Annotated in this window: 16 protein-coding genes and 1 tRNA gene; 6 read left to right on the top strand and 11 right to left on the bottom strand. The window is 69.2% G+C overall.

Translation table 11 applies throughout. The features are described 5' to 3' along the window. Positions 1-21 precede the first annotated feature (21 nt). On the bottom strand, positions 22-1098 hold the full coding sequence (locus L0U85_RS00260) for a substrate-binding domain-containing protein (protein WP_241375606.1): 1077 nt from the start codon (positions 1096-1098) through the stop codon (positions 22-24). A 115-nt stretch (positions 1099-1213) separates the two neighbouring features. On the opposite strand from L0U85_RS00260, the gene L0U85_RS00255 reads away from it, so the two are divergent. Then, a complete protein-coding gene (locus L0U85_RS00255) occupies positions 1214-2263 on the top strand; it encodes a LacI family DNA-binding transcriptional regulator (protein ID WP_241375605.1) in 1050 nt (349 codons plus the stop codon). 837 nt (positions 2264-3100) lie between these two features. On the opposite strand, the gene L0U85_RS00250 is transcribed toward L0U85_RS00255, so the two are convergent. Together L0U85_RS00250 and L0U85_RS00245 are read right to left on the bottom strand one after the other, a co-directional pair. Further along, positions 3101-3177 (bottom strand) — tRNA-Pro (locus L0U85_RS00250). 116 nt (positions 3178-3293) lie between these two features. After that, positions 3294-4190, bottom strand: coding sequence for a metallophosphoesterase (locus L0U85_RS00245; RefSeq protein ID WP_241375604.1), 897 nt, complete (start codon positions 4188-4190; stop codon positions 3294-3296). A gap of 24 nt (positions 4191-4214) precedes the next feature. On the opposite strand from L0U85_RS00245, the gene L0U85_RS00240 reads away from it, so the two are divergent. From L0U85_RS00240 to L0U85_RS00225, 4 genes are all read left to right on the top strand, one after another. Beyond that, a complete protein-coding gene (locus tag L0U85_RS00240; RefSeq protein WP_277605189.1) occupies positions 4215-4670 on the top strand; it encodes a GatB/YqeY domain-containing protein in 456 nt (151 codons plus the stop codon). A gap of 184 nt (positions 4671-4854) precedes the next feature. Then, complete coding sequence (locus L0U85_RS00235; protein ID WP_241375602.1) at positions 4855-6459, top strand: peptide chain release factor 3; 1605 nt, start codon at positions 4855-4857, stop codon at positions 6457-6459. Position 6460: 1 nt separating this feature from the next. Beyond that, positions 6461-7312 (top strand): 16S rRNA (adenine(1518)-N(6)/adenine(1519)-N(6))-dimethyltransferase RsmA, encoded by an 852-nt coding sequence (rsmA, locus tag L0U85_RS00230; RefSeq protein ID WP_241375601.1) that lies wholly within the window; start codon positions 6461-6463, stop codon positions 7310-7312. Then, the gene (locus tag L0U85_RS00225) at positions 7305-8249 is read left to right on the top strand and encodes a 4-(cytidine 5'-diphospho)-2-C-methyl-D-erythritol kinase (protein WP_241375600.1); all 945 of its coding nucleotides are present in this window, start codon (positions 7305-7307) and stop codon (positions 8247-8249) included. Before rsmA ends, L0U85_RS00225 begins: the two co-directional genes overlap by 8 nt. A gap of 25 nt (positions 8250-8274) precedes the next feature. Here L0U85_RS00225 and L0U85_RS00220 read toward each other — a convergent pair whose 3' ends face one another. From L0U85_RS00220 to L0U85_RS00190, 7 genes are read right to left on the bottom strand one after another with little or no spacing between them, the layout of a single operon-like run. Next, positions 8275-9036 carry a type III pantothenate kinase gene (locus L0U85_RS00220; RefSeq protein WP_241375599.1) on the bottom strand — a complete coding sequence of 254 codons (762 nt, stop codon included), beginning with the start codon at positions 9034-9036 and terminating at the stop codon, positions 8275-8277. A 3-nt stretch (positions 9037-9039) separates the two neighbouring features. Next, positions 9040-9921: a carboxylating nicotinate-nucleotide diphosphorylase gene (gene nadC / locus L0U85_RS00215; protein WP_241375598.1), complete on the bottom strand. Its 882-nt coding sequence runs from the start codon at positions 9919-9921 to the stop codon at positions 9040-9042. Next, positions 9918-11573, bottom strand: a complete 1656-nt coding sequence (locus L0U85_RS00210) for an L-aspartate oxidase (RefSeq protein WP_241375597.1) — start codon at positions 11571-11573, stop codon at positions 9918-9920. The genes nadC and L0U85_RS00210 overlap by 4 nt, the downstream gene beginning before the upstream one ends. Further along, positions 11570-13036: a peptidase S10 gene (locus L0U85_RS00205; protein WP_241375596.1), complete on the bottom strand. Its 1467-nt coding sequence runs from the start codon at positions 13034-13036 to the stop codon at positions 11570-11572. Before L0U85_RS00205 ends, L0U85_RS00210 begins: the two co-directional genes overlap by 4 nt. An 11-nt stretch (positions 13037-13047) precedes the next feature. Next, positions 13048-13470, bottom strand: a complete 423-nt coding sequence (gene panD / locus L0U85_RS00200; RefSeq protein ID WP_241375595.1) for an aspartate 1-decarboxylase — start codon at positions 13468-13470, stop codon at positions 13048-13050. Then, on the bottom strand, positions 13463-14293 hold the full coding sequence (gene panC / locus L0U85_RS00195; protein ID WP_241375594.1) for a pantoate--beta-alanine ligase: 831 nt from the start codon (positions 14291-14293) through the stop codon (positions 13463-13465). The genes panD and panC overlap by 8 nt, the downstream gene beginning before the upstream one ends. Further along, positions 14290-15195 (bottom strand): DUF2520 domain-containing protein, encoded by a 906-nt coding sequence (locus L0U85_RS00190; protein WP_241375593.1) that lies wholly within the window; start codon positions 15193-15195, stop codon positions 14290-14292. The genes panC and L0U85_RS00190 overlap by 4 nt, the downstream gene beginning before the upstream one ends. A 124-nt stretch (positions 15196-15319) precedes the next feature. Here L0U85_RS00190 and L0U85_RS00185 point away from each other — a divergent pair, with 124 nt between their 5' ends. Then, positions 15320-16264 carry an SAM-dependent methyltransferase gene (locus L0U85_RS00185; protein ID WP_241375592.1) on the top strand — a complete coding sequence of 315 codons (945 nt, stop codon included), beginning with the start codon at positions 15320-15322 and terminating at the stop codon, positions 16262-16264. A gap of 279 nt (positions 16265-16543) precedes the next feature. Here the strand turns inward: L0U85_RS00185 and L0U85_RS00180 are convergent, their stop codons facing one another. Further along, complete coding sequence (locus L0U85_RS00180; RefSeq protein ID WP_241375591.1) at positions 16544-16690, bottom strand: hypothetical protein; 147 nt, start codon at positions 16688-16690, stop codon at positions 16544-16546. Positions 16691-16697 lie beyond the last annotated feature (7 nt).

Genomic DNA, 16697 nt, shown 5'->3' with positions numbered 1-16697 from the left:
TGTTGTCGAATCGCCCGGGGACTAGCCCCAGCAGACGTCGGCCGCTTCACTCGAGGTGATCGAATCGATGCCTTCGTGCGGCTGGTCGGTGACCAGTTCGACGCCGGTGTTGAAGAAGTCGAGTCCTTCCGAGGTCTCCGGAGCCTCGCCGGTGGCGACCAACTGCGCGATCGCTTCGACTCCGAGTTCTGCCATGCGGACCGGGTACTGCTGGCTCGTCGCCGAAATGATCCCGTCGGACACCGCGTCGATGCCGGCGCAGCCGCCGTCGACCGACACCATGATGAGGTCATCGGTGGCGCCGGCGGCGTCGAAGGCCTCGTACGCGCCGTATGCGGCCGGTTCGTTGATCGTGTAGACGACGTTGATGTCGGGGTTGATCGACAGCAGGTTCTCGGCGGCGATGCGGCCGCCGTCCTCGGCTCCTTGGGAGGCCTGATGGCCGACGATCTCGTATTCGCCGCCGGAGTACTGGCCGATGACGGCCTCGTCGCCGTATTGGTCGGGGTCGGCCAGGTCGATGCCCATGCCGTCGAGGAAGCCCTGGTCGCGTTGGACGTCGACCGAGACGATCTTGTCGTCGAACAGGTCGATCATGGCGATGACGGCGCGTTCGCCGTCGAGCTGGGCGGCGGCCCATTCGCCGATGCGCTGGCCGGCCAGGAAGTTGTCCGTGGCGAAGGTGATGTCGACCGACTCGGGATCGGACGGTGGAGTGTCGAGGGCGATGACGTACAGTCCCGCGTCCCTTGCCCGGATGAGCGCGTCTTCCACGCCCGGCCCGTTGGGGGTGATGAGAATGCCTTCGTCGCCGCGCGAGATGGCGTTCTCGATCGCCTGGATCTGGGAGTCCTCGTCGCCGTCCTGGCGGCCCGCCGCGAGAGTCAGCTCGACTCCGGACTCCTCGGCGGCGGTCTCGGCGCCCTCCTGCATGGACACGAAGAAGGGGTTGGTGTTGGTCTTGACGATCAGCGTGACGCCGACGGTGTCCTCGTCGGATCCGCCGCCGGAGTCGCACCCGGTCAGTGCGAAGGTCGCGCTCGTGGCGAGCGCGCTTGCGGCCACGAGGGACCGGCGGAGGGCGCGGTTGCGATTCATCGGTGAATCTCCTCTGAAGGGTCGGATATCGCCGCCGATTGACAACGATGTCACGACTATCTTTAGAGGATATGAACGCAAAGATTCAAGTTAAACCAACCGTGGAGACCAAATCGTGACATCGTTGTCAAAGCCTGATCCGGGCACCAGCGCCCGCCCCACCATGCGCCAGGTCGCGGAACTCGCGGGAGTCGCGGTCAAGACCGTCTCAAGGGTCATCAACGGTGAACCGAACGTCGCTCCCGCGACCGCCCGTCGGGTGCTCGACGCTGCTCGATCCCTCGACTACCAGCCGGACCTGCACGCCGGGAACCTGCGCCGCTCCGACCGTCGCACCAGGACACTCGGCCTGCTCGTCAGCAGTGTGGACAACCCCTTCGCCGGGGCCGTCCACCGAGCGATCGAGGACGCCGCGGTCGGGCGCGGGGTGGCGGTGTTCGCTTCCAGCCTCGACGACGATCCTGACCGCGAACGCGAGGCGGTTGCCGCGTTCCTGCGGCGGCGGGTCGACGGGCTCATCCTCACCACCGCGTCCGCGAACCAGGCCTACCTGGAGCCGGAACTGCGTCGCGGCACCCCGATCGTGTTCATCGACCGGGAGCCGTCGGGAGTCGAGGCCGACTCGGTGGCCAGCGACAACTTCGGGGGTGCCGCTCGGGCGGCCGAGCATCTGCTGGCCCGCGGCCACCGACGCTTCGCCTACCTGGGCGACCTCCACAGCATCCAGACCGCCCGCGAGCGCCGCCGCGGATTCCTCGATACGCTCGGAGGCAACGGCATCCCCGTCGACGACGTCCCGGCGATACAGGACCTCCACGACCCTGAACGCGCCCGCCAAGCGCTGCTGCGGCTGCTCGACGGCCCGAACCCGCCCACAGCCGTGTTCAGTTCTCAAAATCGCGTCACCGTCGGCGCGCTGCACGCCCTGCGCCAGCGCGGACACCATCGAGACACCGCCCTGGTCGGCTTCGACGACGTCGAATTGGCCGACCTACTGGAACCCGGGGTGACCGTGGTGGCCCAGCATCCAGAGGACATCGGCCGCATCGCCGCCGAACGAGTGTTCGCGAAACTGGACGGCGACGCCTCCCCTCCCCAGCGCGTCGTCGTGAGCACAACACTCATCACGCGCGGCAGCGGCGAAATCCCGCCTCCAGCGGTGTAAGAAAGATTCGGCAGAAGTGGGTGCCAAGCGAAAAGACCTGCCTGTCGGTGACGACCGAGCACTCTTCGCGCTCAGCCAGGGACGGTGCTATCGCCCTGGATGCAGAGTTCGAACCTTCCAGAAAGTAAACGGGCCTTTGGAACATCAGCCCCGGCAACCTGATGTCCGGCCCCGAACTGGCCGACGCCCTCCGGCACCTGGAAGACACCCACTCGGACCGGACGCGAGGGGGCACGGACCAGCCCGCACCCGTTGCCCTTGACCTACTTGGACCCCGCCCCGGCGACGTGGCCCAGCAGGGTCAGGCGTCTGTTCCGCGGGGGGTGCGGATGATCGTTGTTGCGGGTGCGATGAGGGCGACGTATCGGCGAGCGGACACCCAGTCCTTCCAAGGGCGTGGAGCGTGCGCTCCAACGGTCTCTCCCTGCAACAGTTCCAAGATCCATTCCCGTTTTATCACGGGCACAGCCAACACAGTGAACACCGCGCGGTAGTTCTGGAACCTTCCGTCTCGGGAGCAGATTCGCGTTGGTACATGAGCGGATGAAACTTGAAGCCACCCTCACAGATCGGAACGGTTGCCACCATGCCCGAGCGGGAGCTCGTGATCGCCGCTACGAGAGCGATGACGCAGGCCTCGATCATCCCGTACGCAGTCAGCATCGGCGACGGCACCTAGACCCAACCTGCCAGGTTTTAGGTGACTTAGGACACATGGCAATGCACAGAGCTGACGATTATCGTCAGGAATTGACGTGGCGTCCCACGGACGAACCACGGACGAAATTGGATCTTGGAGTGTTCCAGGCCAGAGGCTGAGCCTCTGACCTGAAGATTTGGTCGGGTTGACAGGATTTGAACCTGCGACCCCCTCGTCCCGAACGAGGTGCGCTACCAAGCTGCGCCACAACCCGATATTCAATTGGGCGCGAACGCACCGAAGCGTTCACACCGAGATGAAATGCTACCCGAGTTCAGAGAGCTGTGTCGAACGGGGTCCGGCCGTGCCGGGCCCCGTCACAGTCGGCGTCTAGAACTCGGCCGGAATGAACGTCAGCAGGCTCGCCTCGGGCGCACAGGCGAAGCGCACCGGCGCGTACGGGGACGTGCCCAACCCCGCCGAGACGTGAAACCACATGTCGTCCCACGGGTGCAGGCCCTTGACCCGCTTGCGGTCGATCCCGCAGTTGGTCACCAGGGCTCCGACCCCGGGCACGCACACCTGTCCGCCATGGGTGTGACCAGCGGCCACGAAGTCGTAGCCGTCGCGCGCGAAGTCGTCCAGCACGCGCGGCTCCGGCGAGTGCGTCAGGCCGATCGACAGGTCGGCGCTCTTCGGAACCGCGCCGGCGACCAGTTCGTAGTCGTCGAGGTCGAAGTGCGGGTCGTCGACGCCCGCGAAGTGGATGTTCAGGCCCGAGACCACCGCGTCGGCCGAGGCGTTGTTCAGGTCGGTCCACCCGCCGTCGACGAGGACCTTGCGCAGCTCCTCGGTCGGCAGCGGCTCGCCGTACTTGTGCTCGTGGTTCGGGTTGAAGTACTGCATCGGGTTCTTGAACACCGGCGCGTAGTAGTCGTTCGAGCCGAACACGAACGCTCCCGGGGCCTTGAACAGGGGCCGCAGCGTGCGCGACACCAGGTCCAGGGCCTCCGGGTGGGCGATGTTGTCCCCGGTCAGCAGGACGAGGTCCGGATCGAGCGCGGCCAGTGACGCCACCCAGTGCGCCTTCCTGAACTGCCCCGGCGTCATGTGGAGGTCGGAGATGTGCAGGACTCGGATCGGTTCGGCCTCTGGCGGCAGCACCGGCACGGCGAAGTGGCGGAGCGTGTACTGGACCCGCTCATAAAGGGACGCGTACGCGAGCGCCAGCGCACCGGCGCCAACGCCGATTCCGGCTGCTGCGGCAAGGCCACGGCTGATCTTCATACCCCAACGGTAGATTGTCGAGATATGAGTGAGGTAAAGACCCAGTTGGAAACTGATATGCGAGTCGCTCTCAAGGCGCGGGACAAGGTGACGCTGGGCACGTTGAGGATGGTCCTGGCAGCGATCCGCAACGAGGAGCTCGCCGGCAAATCCGCGCGCGAACTCGACGACGCCGAGGTCCTCAAAGTGCTCGTCAAGCAGGCGAAACAGCGCCGCGAGGCCGCCGAGGCGTTCCGCGAGGGCGGCCGCGAGGAGTCGGCGGAGGCCGAGCTGGCGGAAGAGGCCGTCATCAAGCGCTATCTTCCCGAAGAGCTCAGTGAGGCCGAACTCACTGAAATCGTGCGGGCGGCGATCGCCGAGGGCGGCCACTCCGGCCCGAAGGACATGGGCAAGGTCATGAAGGCGGTACAGCCCAAGGTGGCGGGCCGTGCCGACGGGAAGGTCGTGGCCGGGGTCGTGAAGGCTGAATTGGCCGGGTAAGGGGGAAACACGCTCCTGCCCGGGGGGTGAAGCGTGGCGCCCGGGCCCTCGGGCTTCGGGCGGGTGCCAGGCGTGCGGCGCGCACGGCGCCCGTTCGGGTGCGTCTCGGAACGCCGGTGGTGTCATTCACGGCTATCGTTGAGCGTCGGGCCCGATCCGATCTCGTCACATCCTTGAGGAATGCATGTCCAGCCAAATCACGGCCGAATCCGCTCGCCGTCGCACCTTCGCGGTCATCTCCCACCCCGACGCCGGCAAGTCGACCATCACCGAGGCACTCGCCCTCCACGGCCAGGCCATCTCCTCGGCCGGCGCCGTCCACGGCAAGGGCGGCCGCAAGGGCGTCGTGTCCGACTGGATGTCCATGGAGCAGGACCGCGGCATCTCGATCACTTCGGCTGCGCTTCAGTTCGAGTACCGGGACTGCATCGTCAACCTGCTCGACACGCCCGGCCACGCCGACTTCTCCGAGGACACCTACCGGGTCCTGACGGCCGTCGACGCCGCCGTCATGCTCCTCGACGCCGCGAAAGGCCTCGAACCGCAGACGCTGAAGCTCTTCGAGGTCTGCCGGGCTCGCCGGATCCCCGTCATCACGTTCATCAACAAGTGGGACCGGCCGGCGAAAGACGCCCTCGAGCTCCTCGAGGAGATCGAGAACCGCATCGGCATCAAACCCACTCCCGTGACCTGGCCGGTCGGCATCGGCGGCGAGTTCCGCGGCGTCATCGAGCGCATCGCCATCGACGGCAAGCAGGCCGAGGGCATGGTCCGCTACGAGCGCTCCCCCGGCGGGCAGCAGTTGGCCGTCACCGAAGTCCTCGCCACCGACGAGGCCGAATCGCAGTTCGGTGAGGACTTCACCCGGGCCCTGGAGGAGTCGGAGCTGCTCGGCGAGGTCGAGGCCGACTTCGACCAGAAGTCCTTCGAGGCCGGGCAGACCACCCCGACGCTGTTCGGCGCCGCGCTGGTCCACTTCGGCATCGGTCAGCTGCTCGACCTCCTCGTCGACATCGCCCCCTCGCCGTTCGCCCGCGAGGACGTCGGCGGCGAGCCCCGCGAGATCGAATCGGGCTTCTCAGGCTTCGTCTTCAAGTCCCAGGCGAACATGAACGCCTCGCACCGCGACCAGCTCGCCTTCGTCCGAGTCTGCTCCGGCCGCTTCGAGCGCGGCATGCAGGTCACTCAGGCCCAGGGCGGGCGCACCATGTCCACCAAGTACGCGCAGACCATGTTCGGCGCCTCGCGCGACACGGTCGAGGAGGCCTGGCCGGGCGACATCGTCGGCCTGGTCAACGCCTCAGGCCTGGCCGTCGGCGACACCATCTACGCCGGCAAGTCCGTCGAGTTCCCGCCGCTCCCGGCGTTCGCACCCGAGCACTTCGGCGCCCTGCGGATGCACGACACCTCCAAGGCCAAGCGGTTCCGGCGCGGCATCTCCCAGCTCGACGCCGAGGGCGTCGTCCAGGTCCTCTACTCCGAGCGCCGCGGCGAGGCGACGCCGGTCATGGCCGCGGTCGGTCCGCTCCAGTTCGAGGTCACGCTCGCGCGCCTCGCCGCCGAGTTCGACGTCCCGGCCACCATCGACCACCTGCCGTACCAGTTGGCGCGTCTGACCGACGCCGACGGCGCCAGAAAGCTCCTCACCGCCCCCGGCATCGAGGTGTTCACGCGCCCCCGCGACGGCGCCCACCTGGTCGCCCTGCCGAACAAGTACCGCATCCAGACCCTCGCCAACGACTACCCGGGCCTCAAGCTCGAACCCCTCCTGGCCGGAGGACAAGGCTGACATGGCCCGACTGCTGACCTCGGGCGACATCCGGACGCTCACGAAAGGCCTGGGCATCCAGCCCACGAAGAAGTGGGGCCAGAACTTCGTCGTCGACGCCAACACCGTGCGCCGCATCGCCGCGACGGCCGGGCTCGACGCCGACGACGTGGTGATGGAGGTCGGCCCCGGGCTGGGTTCGCTCACGCTCGCGCTCATCGAGACCGCCCGCCGCGTCATCGCCGTCGAGATCGACCCGAAGCTCGCCCTCGCCCTGCCCACGACGGTCGAGCACCGCGCCCCGGAGGAGCACGGGCGCCTCACGGTCGTCGAGACCGACGCCGCCCGCCTGAAGGCCGACGACCTGCCCGAGCCGCCCACCGCGCTCGTCGCGAACCTGCCCTACAACGTCGCCGTCCCGGTCGTGCTCAACTCCCTGGAGACCTTCCCGACGCTCCGGAAGGGCCTGGTGATGGTCCAGAAGGAGGTCGCCGACCGGCTCACCGCCTCACCGGGGTCCAAGATCTACGGCGCCCCCAGCGTCAAGATGGCCTGGTACACCAAGGCCAGACGCGCCGGCTCGGTCTCACCCAACGTGTTCTGGCCCGTGCCCAACGTCGCCAGCGGCCTGGTCGCCTTCGAGCGCGTCGAGTCCCCGGAGGCGAACCGCACTCAAGTCTTTGCCGCCGTGGACGCCGCGTTCGGCCAGCGCCGCAAGATGCTCCGGCAGGCCCTCAAGGGCTGGGCCGGCTCGGTCGCCGCGGCCGAGGAGATCATGAAGCGCGCGGGGATCGAACCCACCAGGCGTGGTGAATCGTTGGACATCGCAGAGTTCATCGCTCTCGCCGACGCCAAGGAGGCCGCCCATGAATGAGTCCGGCAGTGGACAGACCGCGCCCGCCGCACGCAGCACGTCCGTCTCGGTCGACGTGCCCGCCAAGATCAACCCGCACCTGGGCGTGGGAGATGCCCGCGCCGACGGCTTTCACGCGCTCTCGACGGTCTACCAGGCGATATCGCTGTACGACACGGTCACCGCAGAACGCGGCGACGAGTCCGGCGTCAAGCTGACGATCTCCGGCGAGGGCGCTGGCGTCCTGCCCACCGGCGAGGACAACCTGGCCGTCAAGGCCGCCAAGCTCGTCGCGATATATGGAGGTGTGGAACCAGACGTCCGCATCCACCTGAACAAGCGCATCCCGATCGCGGGCGGACTGGCGGGCGGCTCGGCCGACGCCGCGGGGACGCTCGTGGCGTGCGCACGCCTGTGGGAGGTCGAGATCGGCGATGCCGAGCTGCACCGGCTCGCCGCCGGGCTCGGCTCGGACGTCCCGTTCTGCCTCAAGGGCGGCACGGCGGTCGGCTCCGGGCGGGGTGAGGAGTTGACGCGCGTCGCGGCGAAGGGCCCCTGGCACTGGGTCGTCGCCACCACGGACACGCAGATCTCGACCCCCGAGTGCTTCAAGGAGGTCGACCGGCTTCGCGAGGACGGCATCGGACGGTTCTCATCCGATGTGGATGCGATCGTGAGGGCGTTCGAGTCAGGTGTCGGCGCCGACAAGTTGGCGCACCTGCTGGTCAACGACATGGAGGCCGCGGCCGTCAGCCTGCGCCCGCAGCTGGCGTCGCTCATGCACGGGGGCCTGGAGGAAGGTGCGCTCGCCGCGCACGTCTCCGGTTCGGGCCCGACGGTGCTGTTCCTCGCCTCCGACGTCAAGCACGCGGTGGCGCTGGCACGGCGCATCCGGATGCGGGGCGGCGCGCGGAGCGTGCACATCGCCGAGGGGCCGGTGGCCGGACCGGCCGCCTGATCGAGTCGGCGGGGGCCTTGCTCGCTCAGGCGTTGCGGTCGAAGATCATCCTCAGGCCGTGGAGGGTCAGGTTCGGCTCGTAGTGCGTCACCGTCTCGCACTGCTCGATGACCACCGGGGCGAGGCCACCGGTGGCGACGACGGCTGTGGGGTCGGCGTCGAGCTCGGCGGTGATGCGGCGGACGAGGCCGTCGACCTGCGCCGCCGTGCCGTACACCATGCCCGACTGGAGGCACTCCACCGTGTTCTTACCGATCACACTGCGCGGCTTGACCAGTGGGATCTTCAGCAGGTTCGCGGCGCGCGAGGCGAGCGCGTCGATCGAGATCTCGATGCCCGGCGCGAAGGCCCCGCCGAGGAAGTCGCCGTGTTCGGAGATCACGTCGATGTTCGTCGACGTCCCGAAGTCGACGGTGATGCACGGCCCGCCGTAGAGGTGGAAGGCCGCATGCGTGTTCGCGATGCGGTCCGGACCGGCCTCCTTCGGGTTGTCGATGCTCAGCCGCACCCCGGTGCGCACTCCCGGTGCGATGGCCACGAAGTGCGCGTGCGGGTAGTACCGCTGCGCCATCTTCCCGATCTCCGCTGCCTGCTGGGGCACGGTGGAGGACAGGGCGATCCCGGTCAGGTCGACGCCGTCGCCGTCGAGCAGCGCCCGGAACGTGATCCGCAGTTCGTCGGCGGTGGCGTGCGGGTCGGTCCTGATGCGCCATGAGTGCTTCAGGTGCTCGCCTTCGAAGACGGCGAGGACGGTGTTGGTGTTGCCGATGTCGACGCACAGAAGCACGTGCTACTCCTCGAAGTCCAGCCCGATGTCCAGAATGGGCGATGAGTGCGTCAGGGCGCCCACGGAGACGAAGTCGACTCCGGTGGCGGCGTATTCGACGGCGTTGGCCAAGGTGATGTTCCCGGTCGCCTCCAGTTGGGCGCGGTCGCCGACAGCGTCGACCACTTCGGACAGTTCCTTCGGGCTCATGTTGTCGCACAGCAGGAACGTCGCACCAGCGGCGACGGCCTCCATGGCCTCGTCGATCGTCTCGACCTCGACCTGTATGTCGACCTCGGGTTCGGCCGATCGGACCGCGTGGAACGCGGCGGAGACCGACCCGGCCGCCTCCTTGTGGTTGTCCTTGATCATGGCGACGTCGTAGAGCCCGAACCGCTTGTTCTCGCCGCCGCCGACGCGCACCGCGTACTTCTCCAGGGCCCGCAGGCCCGGCGTGGTCTTGCGGGTGTCGAGGACGGCCGTGTTCCAGTCGGCGAGCAGGTCGGCGAAGCGCCGCGTGTGCGTGGCGATGCCGCAAAGGCGGCACAGGAGGTTGAGCGCGGTGCGCTCGGCGGCGAGCAGGTCGCGGGTCTTCCCGGCGACGCGCGCGAGCACCTGGCCTTCGCGGATGCGCGCGCCCTCCCCGGCGAGGTAGGTGAACTCGATGTCGCCGGGCATGGCCTCGAAGACGGTGTGGGCCACCGGGAGCCCGGCCAAGACGCCGTCCGCGCGGGCGGCGATGACGACGACGGAGCCGTGCTCGGGCCCGAAGATCGACTCGGAGGTCACGTCGCGCCGATCGGACGAGAGGTCCTCGTCGAGGTAGTCCTCGACGGCGGCGAACACGTATTGCGGGTCGAGGCCGCCGGCCACGAGCCTCGCGGCGGCGTTCCAGTCCTCGCTCATGCGGACTCCCAGGTGGTGTCGAGCTCCCCGTCGGGGCTGATGGAAAGGTGGAGGTGGCCGAGCCATTCGTCGGACGCCTCGGGGAAGTCCTCGCGCCAGTGGCTGCCCCGGGTCTCGCGGCGGCGATGGGCCGCGGCGGTCAAGGCGGTGGCGACGGTCAGGAGGTTCGTGGCCTCCCAGGTGGCCGGGCGGGGTCGTCCGGACACATTGTCCCCCAAGGCGGTGAGCGCCTCGGCGGTGGCTTCGAGGCTGTCGGCCGAGCGCAGCACGCCGGCGCCGGCGGTCATCGCCTCCTGGAGGGGGGTGCGGGAGGTCGTCGAGCACACCCGGCCTTCGGACTCGGGCGCCTCGGCGATCCCGGGGCTCGGCTTGTTCTCGGCCAGGTCGGCGGCGATGCGGTGGGTGAACACGAGCGCTTCGAGCAGCGAGTTCGAGGCGAGCCGGTTGGCGCCGTGCAGGCCGGTGCAGGCGGCCTCCCCCGCGGCGTACAGGCCGGGGACGGTGGTGCGGCCGCGCAGGTCGGTGCGGACGCCGCCGGAGGCGTAGTGCGCGGCGGGAGCGACGGGGATGAGGTCGGTGACCGGGTCGATGCCGACCGACCGGCACGAGCCGGTGACAGTAGGGAAGCGCTCTTCGAGCATGGTGCGCCCCAGGTGGCGGGCGTCGAGCCACACGTGCGACTCGCCCTCGGCGCGCATCCGCGCGGTGGCGGCCTTCGCGACGACGTCGCGCGGCGCGAGTTCGGCGAGCTCGTGGAACCCGACCATGAACCGTTCCCCGCCGTGGTCGAGCAGGTGAGCCCCTTCGCCGCGTATCGCCTCGGTGACCAAGGGCTGTCGGTCCCCCTCGTTGCCGTTCAGGTACATCGCGGTCGGGTGGAACTGCACGAATTCGAGATCGGTGACGTCGGCTCCGGCGCGCAGCGCCAAGGCCACACCGTCGCCGATCGACACCGAAGGGTTGGTGGTCGACTGGAAGATCTGTCCCATGCCGCCGGTGGCGAGCACCACCGCGCGGGCCTCGACACCGCCGACGCCGTGCTCCACGCCCTCGCCGAGGACGTGGAGACTCACCCCGGCCGCGTGGCCGGAGGCGTCGGTCAGCAGGTCGAGGACCATGGCGTTCTCGATGATGCGAATCCACGGGTCCCGCAGCACTGCTTGGTGAAGCGCGCGCTGAATCTCGGCGCCTGTGGCATCGCCTCCCGCATGGACGATGCGGCGCGCGCGGTGACCGCCCTCGCGGGTGAGCTGGAGCGAACCGTCGGGGTGCCGGTCGAACTCGGTGCCGGCGTGGATGAGGTCGGCGATGCGATCGGGGCCTTCGGTGACGGTCACCTCGACCGCGGCCGGGTCGCACAGGCCCACGCCCGCGATCTGAGTGTCGCGGGCGTGCGCCTCGGGCGAGTCGAGCGGGTCGAGCACGGCGGCCACGCCGCCCTGCGCCCACCGCGTCGAGCCGTCGTCGATGTGGACCTTCGTGACCACTGTGACGTGGAATCCGGCATGGCGGAGGTTGAGGGCGCAGGTCAGGCCCGCGACGCCGGAGCCGATGACGCACACGTCGGTGGTCTCGGTCCAGGACGGGGCCTCGGCCCGCAGCCGCCGAGGAAGCCTCGGCAGCTGCGGCAGCGGCGCGGTCTGCGGTGTCACCGGTTCGATGCTCTCCCTACGAAGTCGGCCAGGTCGGCCGACTGCTGGACGCGCGAAGGCTCGTGCACGTACATCATGTGCCCGGCCGGGTAGCTCTTGGTCTCGATCCGCTCGCGCGCTTCGAGCGGGATCTCCAAGTGGTCGAGCGTGTACTCGATCGCCTCGATCGGGACGCCGCCGTCGTAGCGGCCCATCGCGACGTGGACCTGGAGCGCCTGGTTGACGCGCATGGCGTTGCCGAGCTTGTCGATGACGTCCACCGCCTTGCCCTCGAACTCCTTGAACGACCAGTTCTCGATGACTCTCGAAATGGTCTCGTAGACGGCGTCGTTCTCGTATTCGAGCTCGGCGTGCAGGTAGTACTGGAGGGCGGCCGTGTAGGGGCCGCCGATGGCCGGCATGAACGGGTCGTACGGCATCTGCTCGTGGATGTGGTGGTCGGCGGGCCCGGTGAAGCGGGTGTCGAGGCGGCCGGTCACGAGCTTCTTGTGCCGCAGCAGCTCGGCGTAGTACCGGGTGTGTTCCAGACGCAGGTTCGCGCGGTCGACGTACTCCTCGCTGACGCCGGCGAGCGAGGCGATCTTCGCGACCGCGGCCGCCCGCTCCTCGGGTGCCAGGTTCTGCCCCTTGGCGAGGACCGAACGGTACTCGTCGGTGTAGTCGCGGGCCTCTGCGACGAGCTCGTCGAGTTCGCGGCCCTCCTGGAGGCCGTGGTAGTGCGAGGTGGCCGCGTACGTCGGCAGAAACAGCGGGTCCGGCACGTCGGAGCGCTTGGCGAGGTACAGCGCCTCGAGGTTGAACGCCGGTGCGATGAACATGACCCCGTTGAGGAACATGCCGTAGCGGTTCTGAAGGTAGTCGGCCAGGCCCGCGCCGCGGGTGCCGCCGTAGGACTCGCCGATGATGAACTTCGGCGACAGCCAGCGGTTGTGCCGTGTCGTCCACAGCCGGATGATCTCGGCGACGGACTCGATGTCGCCGGTGAAGCCGTGGTAGTCCTTCGCCTTCTCGCCCTCCACGGCGCGCGAGTAGCCGGTCGAGACCGGGTCGATGAAGACCAGGTCGGAGTGCCGCAGGAGCGTCTCCTCGTTGTCGAGCAGCCCGTACGGCGGCGGGGTGGGGTTCCCGGCGTCGCCGGAGTCGACGCGGCGGGGCCCGAGCAGGCCCATGTGCAGCCAGACCGAGGACGATCCGGGGCCGCCGTTGAAGGCGAACGTCACCGGCCGGGAGGTGACGTCGGCGCCGTCGAGGACGTAGTAGGTGACGGAGACCTCGGCCTTGGGCTTGCGGCCGTTGTACTTCTCTTCCTCCGTGACCTCCTCGCGCAGGACGATCCGCCCCGTGGTGGCGGTGTAGGAGAGGTCACCGAGGGTGTGGTGGGTGGTCTTGAGGTCGTCCGAGGGTTCGGGTTTGTCGCCCTGCTTGCCCTCGTCGGCGGCCTCGTTCTTCTTTTCTTCGGTCATGCTCAAGAAACTTACCGCTCGGCTAGTGGGGATGCCACCGCGTTGCCCGCCGTCCCCGGCGCGGGCGCGGCCTTGTCGCCGTTCACCTCGATGATCGCATTGCGCTCGTCCACGTGGACCACACGAGGCGTGAACGCCTTCGCCTCGGCGTCTTCCATCTGGGCGTAAGAGATGAGGATCACCAGGTCGCCGGGGTTCACCAGGTGCGCGGCGGCCCCGTTGATGCCGATGACGCCGCTGCCGCGCTCACCGGCGATCGTGTACGTCTCCAGGCGTGCGCCGTTGGTGATGTCGACGATCGCGACCTGCTCGCCGTCGAGGATGTCGGCGGCGTCGAGCAGGTCTGCGTCGACGGTCACCGAGCCGACGTAATGGAGGTCGGCCTGCGTGATCGTGGCGCGGTGGATCTTGGACTTGAACATGTTCCTAAGCATCGGGGTCTCCGATCTGCACGGGGGCGTTGTCGATCAGGCGGGTGGCGCCGGCGTTGGCGGCGATGAGGAGTCGAGCTGGGCCCGAGTCGGGGGCCTCGCCGAGGTCGCCCGCGCGGACCGTCACGTAGTCCACGGCCAGGCCCGGCTCGGCGGCGAGCACCTTCTCTGCCGCCGCGAGCGGGTCGGGCGAGTCCTGGGCCGCGCGGACGGCGTGCGGGATCGCGAGCGCGGCGGCCCGCTCGATCTCCGAGAGGTAGACGTTCCGGCTCGACAGGGCGAGCCCGTCGTCCTCGCGTACGGTCTCGACGGCGGCGATCTCGATGCCGAAGTCCAGGTCCCGGACCATGCGGCGGACCAGGGCGAGCTGCTGGAAGTCCTTCTCGCCGAAGCAGGCGACGTCGGGCCGGGTGAGGTGGAACAGCTTGGCGACGACGGTGAGGACGCCGGTGAAGAACCCGGGCCGCGAGGCCCCTTCGAGGATCTCGCCGTCAGGTCCTGCGTGGACGGTGGAGAGTCCGGTGCGGCCGTTCGGGTACAGCTCGGATTCGACGGGCGCGAAGACGACGTCGACGCCTTCGGACTCGCAGATCGCGACGTCGGCCTCGAGGGTGCGCGGATAGCGGTCGAGGTCCTCGCCGGGCCCGAACTGAAGCGGGTTGACGAAGACGGTGGCGATCACCGAGTCGGCGACCTCCTTGGCACGCTTGAAGTTGGCGCGGTGGCCGTCGTGGAGGGCCCCCATGGTGGTGACGACGGCGACCCGGCCGGGCAAGGCGGCGCGGGCCCTGGCGAGGTCGGCGCGGGTATGAACGAGCTGGCTCATTCGGTGGTCTCCTCCTTGGGGTGGGCGAGGGCGTCGAGCAGTCCTTCGGCGTCGCCGGGCCCCAGCCGCCCCGAATCGAGGGCGCGCTCGGCGGTGCGCCGGGCCAAGGCGCGGTAGGCGTCGGCGATGCCGGTGCCCGCCAGGGCCTCCAGGTGGCGGGAGACGGTCCCGGCGTCGCCGCGGGAGACCGGGCCGGTGAGGCCGGCGTCGCCGTGGCGCAGCGCATTGTCGAGCGACGCGGAGACCAGTGGGGACAAGAGCCGCTCGGGGGCGGCGACGCCGATGTCGCGCAGCTGGTCGACGGCGTCGTTGACCAATGTGGTGAGGTGGTTGGCGGCGTAGACGAGCGCGGCGTGGTAGCGGGCGCGGTCGGCCTCGTCGACATGCTCGGGCTCGCCGCCCATCTCCAGCACGAGTGCCTCGCCGACGTAGCGCGCGTCGGCCTCGCCGGTGACTGCCCACGAGACGCCGTCGAGCCGGTCGAGGTCCTCGGGCCGGCCGGTGAAGGTCATGGCGGGGGCGAGGGCGATGGTGAGCGCCCCGGCCCCGTGGGCGGGGGCGAGTGCGGCGGTGCCGTGGGCGCCGGATGTGTGGACGACGATCTGTCCGGGCCTGATCGGCAGGGACTCGGCCAGGGGCGCGATGGCGTCGTCGGGGACGGCGATGACGAGGAGCTCGGCCGAGGCGGCGACGTCGGGCGGCGGGAGGATCTCGGCGCCGGGGAAGTGGCGGGAGGCGCGGGCCTTCGAGGCGTCCGAGACGGCCGAGGCGGCGACGACGCGGTGCCCGGCTCGCTGGAGCGCGGCACCGACGATGGAGCCGACCCGCCCGGCGGACACGACGCCCACCGCGAGGCGGCTGGCCGCGTTGCCGGGGCCCTGCCTGGCGCCTGAGAGATCCATGATGCTGATCCAGTCCTGTTCGAGGTACCGGTCGTTGCTTACGGGTTAATTGTGCTTCGCCCGATCGCCGACGCCAGCCCGGGCGGCCCGGAGTGGCAGGATTCACGCCAGCTAGGGTCTGGAGATGACGCAGTTCACGCGTTGGAGCGACGCAATGGAGCGCGCGCTGTACGGGCCGGGCGGTTTCTACCGCCGGGAGGTCCCTTACTACCATTTTTCGACCAGTGCGCAGGCTCCGGTGTTCGCCGAGGCGATCGCGCGGCTGGCCGAGCAGGTCGATGTGGCGCTGGGCCGTCCGGCGACGTTCGACGTGGTGGACGTGGGCGCGGGGAACGGCGAACTGCTGGGGCACCTGGCGGCGATGCTGGACGACCGGGTGCGGCTGGTCGCCGTCGAGCGGCGCCCGCGGCCATCGGACCTGCCGGACCGGGTGCGGTGGGAGACGAAGATCCCGCAGGTCGTGACGGGTCTGCTGATCGCATGCGAGCTGCTCGACAACGTTCCGTGCGACGTTGCGGTCGTCGACACGTCCGGCGAGCTGCGCTACGAGGAGGTCGACGAGACCGGCGCGACCCGGCCGGGCGCGCCGGTGGGTGACGCCGACGCGAAGTGGCTGGCGCAATGGTGGCCGCTGAGCGTGCCGGGGCAGCGGGCCGAGATCGGCCTGTCGCGCGAGGCCATGTGGCGGAAACTGACCGGCCGCCTGGCGGCGGGCACGGCCCTGGCGATCGACTACGGCCACGAGAGGTCGAACCGGCCTCCGGCAGGCTCGATGGCGGGGTTCCTCAACGGACGGCAAGTGCGGCCGGTCCCGGACGGGACGTGCGACATCACGGCGCATGTGGCGGTGGACGCGATCCCGTGCGAACGGACGCAGCGCCAGCGGGAGGCGTTGAAGGCGCTGGGGCTGCCGATCGAGCGTCCGCAGCTGGCGCAGGCATACCGGGACCCGACCGGGTACGCGATGGACCTGGCGCGCGCCAGCGCAGCGGGTCGGCTGACCGACCCGACGGGTCTGGGCGCCCACTGGTGGATGCTGCACTCGACCTGGCGGCGCCGTTCGGGGTAGGTACCTACAAAGGTCGTCTCCGAGCTTGTGGCCAGGCGTCGCCGCTGCGATCCCGGCCTCCAACGCGCGGGCGGCGGTGTCGATGAGATTGAGGTCTTCGTCACGGGCTGCCGACGACGAGGATCGGCGGCTTCATCGAGATCGACGCGGGGCCGAAGGGGCACAAGGCGGCCGTCGGCCGTTGCGCCTGCATTCGGTAGGGGATCGATGCGCCCCTTGGGCGCGATCAACCGTTCGCCGGACTGGGACGAGTCCGGCGTTGCAGGATTCGATTGCGGCTCAGGCTACTTCGCTGAGCCAGTTGATTCCGGCCGTCAGGGCGATCACGCCTACGGCCACGAAGATGGTCAGTTCAACCCATTCGTTCGGGGTCATGTCGCGAAGGAAGCCTTTCCGACGCTCCCCGTTGTCGGTCACTTTGCTCATGTTCTCA

The organism is Glycomyces sp. L485 (assembly GCF_022548875.1).
Lineage (GTDB): Bacteria > Actinomycetota > Actinomycetes > Mycobacteriales > Micromonosporaceae > Glycomyces.
This window is presented reverse-complemented; position numbering and strand designations above follow the sequence as displayed.

Excerpts from the sequence above, each read along its gene's own strand:
- L0U85_RS00260 (WP_241375606.1), bottom strand. The coding sequence starts at position 1,098 with ATGAATCGCAACCGCGCCCTCCGCCGGTCCCTCGTGGCCGCAAGCGCG.
- L0U85_RS00245 (WP_241375604.1), bottom strand. The coding sequence starts at position 4,190 with ATGAAGATCAGCCGTGGCCTTGCCGCAGCAGCCGGAATCGGCGTTGGC.
- L0U85_RS00240 (WP_277605189.1), top strand. The coding sequence starts at position 4,215 with ATGAGTGAGGTAAAGACCCAGTTGGAAACTGATATGCGAGTCGCTCTC.
- L0U85_RS00235 (WP_241375602.1), top strand. The coding sequence starts at position 4,855 with ATGTCCAGCCAAATCACGGCCGAATCCGCTCGCCGTCGCACCTTCGCG.
- rsmA (WP_241375601.1), top strand. The coding sequence starts at position 6,461 with ATGGCCCGACTGCTGACCTCGGGCGACATCCGGACGCTCACGAAAGGC.
- L0U85_RS00225 (WP_241375600.1), top strand. The coding sequence starts at position 7,305 with ATGAATGAGTCCGGCAGTGGACAGACCGCGCCCGCCGCACGCAGCACG.
- nadC (WP_241375598.1), bottom strand. The coding sequence starts at position 9,921 with ATGAGCGAGGACTGGAACGCCGCCGCGAGGCTCGTGGCCGGCGGCCTC.
- L0U85_RS00205 (WP_241375596.1), bottom strand. The coding sequence starts at position 13,036 with ATGACCGAAGAAAAGAAGAACGAGGCCGCCGACGAGGGCAAGCAGGGC.
- panD (WP_241375595.1), bottom strand. The coding sequence starts at position 13,470 with ATGCTTAGGAACATGTTCAAGTCCAAGATCCACCGCGCCACGATCACG.
- panC (WP_241375594.1), bottom strand. The coding sequence starts at position 14,293 with ATGAGCCAGCTCGTTCATACCCGCGCCGACCTCGCCAGGGCCCGCGCC.
- L0U85_RS00190 (WP_241375593.1), bottom strand. The coding sequence starts at position 15,195 with ATGGATCTCTCAGGCGCCAGGCAGGGCCCCGGCAACGCGGCCAGCCGC.
- L0U85_RS00185 (WP_241375592.1), top strand. The coding sequence starts at position 15,320 with ATGACGCAGTTCACGCGTTGGAGCGACGCAATGGAGCGCGCGCTGTAC.
- L0U85_RS00180 (WP_241375591.1), bottom strand. The coding sequence starts at position 16,690 with ATGAGCAAAGTGACCGACAACGGGGAGCGTCGGAAAGGCTTCCTTCGC.